The sequence below is a fragment of the Chloroflexus sp. genome (assembly GCF_034435895.1).
In the GTDB taxonomy this organism is placed as follows: Bacteria; Chloroflexota; Chloroflexia; order Chloroflexales; family Chloroflexaceae; genus Chloroflexus.
Genome location: NZ_DAOTWH010000191.1, coordinates 1 through 4,599, shown reverse-complemented (window position 1 = coordinate 4,599; position 4,599 = coordinate 1). Strand labels below are relative to the sequence as shown.

The following is a 4,599-nucleotide window of genomic DNA, read 5'->3' as shown; positions in this document are numbered from 1 at the left end:
CCACCCGCCTGCGCAGCGCCGAACACGCCGAACGCGAAGCGCAACGACGGCGCGAAGCGGCCCGCAATGCGTTCGATCAGGCCCAACGCCGCACCCGGCAGGTAGAACAGGAACAACAATGGGTGATCGCGCAACAAGAGCGGCTAGGGCAAGAGTTGGCCACACTAGCCGAGCAGTTGGCTAGGTTGCACGAACGCCAAACCAGCCTGCGCACCGAACGTGCCGCCGCTGAAGCAGCCCTTGCCGCGGTACGCGAACGGCAAGAGCAGCAGGCTAGCGCCGATCGCGCCGGCCAAGAGCGGTTGGCGAACCTGCGCGCTGCGCTCAGCGCCGCCGAGAGCCGGCAGCGTATGCTTACCGACGTGCTTGCCGGTCACGAACGCACACTCGCTAACCTCGCCCGCCAACAAAGCGAGCTGGAAACCGCGCTACAGGCATTGCGCGACGAGCGTACCCAACGCGAAACGGCGTATGCGGCGGCGCTGGCCCGCCAACAGCAATTGCTGGCCGAGCTGCATGGCCTGCAGGCGCAGATTGCGCCGGCGGAAACCGAATTGGCCACCGCTGAAGCCGAATTAGCCCGCCTCGAAGTCGCTGAAGCGCAGGCTACCACCGAATTGTTGGCTGTCGAAGCCGACCATAGCCGGTTGGCCCGCGAAGCGCAACGCGCCGCCGACCGCCTCGAAACGCTCTTCGAGCGGGCCGTCGCCGATGGCTTTGACCTCACCGCACCGCCTCCCGCCGGTGATAGCCCGCCGTTGGCCGAACTGCCGGCAGCGATCGAAGCCTTGCGCGCGCGCATCATCCGCCTCGGCGTGGTCAACCCGCTGGCGCTGGAAGAGTATGAAGAGGCCAACAGCCGCTACGCCTTCCTCACCGCGCAAGCCGATGACCTTCGCGCCGCCAGTGCGACACTCCACCAACTCATTGATGAACTCGACGGCGCGATGAACGACCGCTTCCAGCACACCTTTCACACCGTCGCCGCCGAATTCAGCGCCACCTTCCAAGAACTATTCGGCGGCGGCAGCGCCCGCCTCGAACTGATCGACACCGATCCCGACGGCAGCGAGAGCAACGGCAAACGCCCGCAGCAAGGCGTCGAGATTATCGCTCGCCCGCCGGGCAAACGTCCGCAAAACATCGCCCTGCTCTCCGGCGGCGAACGCACCTTGACCGCGGTGGCATTGCTCTTCGCGATTTTGAAGGTCAATCCGATCCCATTCTGTATTCTCGACGAAACTGACGCCGCGCTCGATGAGAGCAATGTGGGCCGGTTTCGCGAGATGTTACAGCGCCTGACCGATCGCACCCAATTCATCGTGATTACCCACAATCGTGGTACGATTGAAGTAGCCGACACGCTCTACGGGGTGAGTATGGGAGACGACGGCGCTTCGCGGGTGGTCTCGTTGCGCGTGGAAGAGTACGTGGGGGAAGAGGCATGATCCATGCCGCCGAATTGGCCGATCTCTTGAGGGGGCGGATCGGATCGTTGACAATCGCGCCTGATGGCGCATTGCGCCCCGACGATCCGCCGCCGGGAGCGATCTTTCCGGGCAGCTTTAACCCACTGCACGCGGGACACCTCGGCTTGCAGCGGGCAGTGGTGGTAATGACCGGCCAGCCGGTGCATTTCGAGCTGACGGTGCGCAACGCCGACAAAGGCGAGTTGCCGCTGGCCGAAATTGAACGGCGCATCGACCAATTCCGCGGCCAACATTATGTCATCCTCGCTGCCGCGCCGCTCTTTGTGCAGAAGGCTCGTCTCTACCCCGATCGCGCCTTCGTACTCGGCTACGATACCGCCTTGCGGCTCGTCGATCCGCGCTATTATGGCAGCACCGAGGCAATGGCCGCCGCCTTCGCCGCCATTGCTGCCGCCAACTGCCGCTTCTTTGTCGCCGGCAGACAGATTGACGGGCGGTTTTATACGCTCGCCGATCTGACTTTGCCAGCGGGGTACGAATCGCTCTTCATCCCGGTGCCCGAACACCTCTTCCGGCGTGACATCTCTTCGACCGAATTGCGCGCAAAAGCGGTGCAAGAGTAACTCTAACCTTAGACGCAATGTGTGGTAAAGTAGGGACACAGCGTTGCTGTGTCCCTACATTCCACGCCAACGGAGCACACGTATGACCCGGCCTTCGGTGCGTGAAATGCGCGAAGCGCTCGAAGCGCACATCCTCTCGCCATACGCGGCCAAGAGCGCCAATGCCGTGCGCGACCGGCCCGAACCGCCCTGCCCGATCCGCACCGCTTACCAGCGCGACCGTGACCGCATCTTGCACTCGAAACCGTTTCGCCGGCTCAAACACAAAACCCAAGTCTTTATCGCCCCCTTGGGCGATCACTACCGTACCCGGCTTACCCACACGCTAGAGGTCACGCAGGTTGCGCGCACCGTCGCCCGCGCGTTGCGCCTCAACGAAGACCTGACCGAAGCGATCGGCCTCGGCCACGACATTGGCCACGCGCCGTTTGGTCACGCCGGCGAAACTGCGCTCAGCCGGATCTGTTCTAGCCACTTTCGCCACAACGAACAATCGCGCCGGATCGTCGAAGTGCTGGAACAGCATGGCGAAGGGATGAACCTTACTTACGCCGTGCGTGAAGGCATCTATATGCACTCTAAAGGGCGGCGCGACATCACCGCCAAAGCGTGGGGCACCGCCAGCACCCTCGAAGGCCAGATTATCAAACTCTGCGATAGCGTCGCCTACATCAACCACGACATCGACGACGCCATTCGCGCTGGCATTCTGCGCGCCGAAGATTTGCCAGCCGATTGCATCGAGCTGCTCGGCGACAGCCATAGCAAACGCCTTGCTACCATGGTCGGCGATCTGATCGAGTATAACTGGTGGGCAACCGGCGAAGGCATTCCGCCCGACCCGCCCTCGATCTCGATGAGTCCGGCCATCTTGGCCGCCACCAATGAACTGCGCGATTTTCTCTACCAAAACGTCTACTGGCGGTCAGAGGCAAAAGTGGAAGATGAGAAGGTGCGTTTCATTATTGAAACGCTCTACACCCATTTCATGTGCTATCCCGAAGAGCTGCCCGCTGAGCTGCTGGCGATTATCGAACGGCGGGGCGAACCAGTTGAACAGGCGGTCATTGATTATATCGCCGGTATGACCGACCGGTACGCATTGACCGTATTCAAACGCATATTCATCCCGCGCACGTGGGGCGGGTAACGGCATTCACACCATGAACGTCATCGACGAAATCAAAGCCAACATCGACATCGTTGACCTCATCAATTCGATGGGGGTGGGGCTACGGCGCAGCGGGCGCAGTTTCGTCGGTTTTTGTCCATTTCACCCCAACAGCCGAACCCCCGCCTTCCACGTCTACCCCGACACCCAGAGCTTCTACTGCTTTGGTTGCCACGCCTCTGGCACGGCCTTCGATTTCGTGATGCGCAAACAGGGCCTCGATTTCAAAGGGGCCTTAGAACTACTGGCTGAACGGGCCGGTATCCGGCTCGAACCCAAAAATGACGCCCAACGCCAAGAAGATGCGCGCCGGGCACGGCTGCTCGAGATCAACGGCGTCGCTGCCCGCTACTTCAATTACGTGCTGCTCAACCTCAGCCGTGGCGCTACCGGTCGCGAATATGTCGCGCGCCGCGGCATCAACCAAGAAGCGATTGACGCCTTCCAGATCGGCTATAGCCTCGACGACTGGGGCCACCTCTTTACCTATCTGCACGACAAAAAGGGCTATAGCGTCGAAGACATCATCGCCGCCGGCCTCGCCATCCCCGGCGAGCGCGGCCCGTATGACCGATTCCGCAATCGTATCATCTTCCCTATCCGCAATGTACGCGGCGAGGTGATTGGCTTTGGCGGGAGAGCGTTGGGTGACGCCCAACCCAAGTATCTCAACACGCCAGAGACCCCGCTCTTTAAGAAGAGCGAGGTGCTGTACGGGCTTGATCTGGCCCGCGACGCCATCCGTACCGCCAACCGCGCCATTGTGGTCGAGGGGTACGTCGATGTGATCACCGCTCACCAGCACGGCTTCCGCAACGTCGTGGCTCCGCTCGGCACCGCGCTGAGCAAAGCGCACATCAACCAGCTCAAGCGCCTGACCGATGCCGTCTATCTGGCGCTCGACGCTGACGCCGCCGGCCAAAAGGCGACGTTGCGCGGTCTCGAAACCATCCGCACCGCCACCGAAGAGGAGGGCGAGGGGCGCATGGTGACAACCGCCCAAGGGATTGTGCGGCTCGAAAACGATGTCACCATCCGCATTATCCGCTTGCCGGCGGGGCGCGACCCCGACGAGGTGATCGCCGCCGATCCCGCGCTTTGGCAGCAGTTGGTTGAGCAGGCCACGCCAGTGATGGATTTTTACCTCGAAGCCTACACCGCCGGCCTCGATATGCACGATCCGGCCCAACAACGGCTGGCGCTTGAGCGGATCATCCCGCTGCTGAGCGAACTCGACGGCGCGGCTCAGCGCGTCTACGTGGCCCGCGTCGAGCAGCTCACCGGCATGCGCAGCGAACTGATCGTCGATCTGCTGCGGGCGCGGGTGCAGCCGGCCCGGCGCAACGAACGCGCGCGCCACACCAACCCGTCACCA

The 4,599-nt window shown here is 62.3% G+C and carries 3 protein-coding genes and 1 pseudogene; all 4 read left to right on the top strand.

Annotated features, from left to right (window positions below; genetic code table 11):
- Positions 1-1,448: pseudogene (locus tag U9R81_RS11290) on the top strand (chromosome segregation protein SMC); the annotation flags it as partial.
- Positions 1,445-2,053: a hypothetical protein gene (locus U9R81_RS11285; protein WP_322495554.1), complete on the top strand. Its 609-nt coding sequence runs from the start codon at positions 1,445-1,447 to the stop codon at positions 2,051-2,053. The pseudogene U9R81_RS11290 and the gene U9R81_RS11285, both read left to right, overlap by 4 nt.
- An 82-nt stretch (positions 2,054-2,135) precedes the next feature.
- The gene (locus U9R81_RS11280; protein WP_322495553.1) at positions 2,136-3,203 is read left to right on the top strand and encodes a deoxyguanosinetriphosphate triphosphohydrolase; all 1,068 of its coding nucleotides are present in this window, start codon (positions 2,136-2,138) and stop codon (positions 3,201-3,203) included.
- Between the two features lie 13 nt (positions 3,204-3,216).
- On the top strand, positions 3,217-4,599 hold a 1,383-nt coding region (dnaG, locus tag U9R81_RS11275), incomplete at its 3' end, for a DNA primase (RefSeq protein ID WP_322495552.1).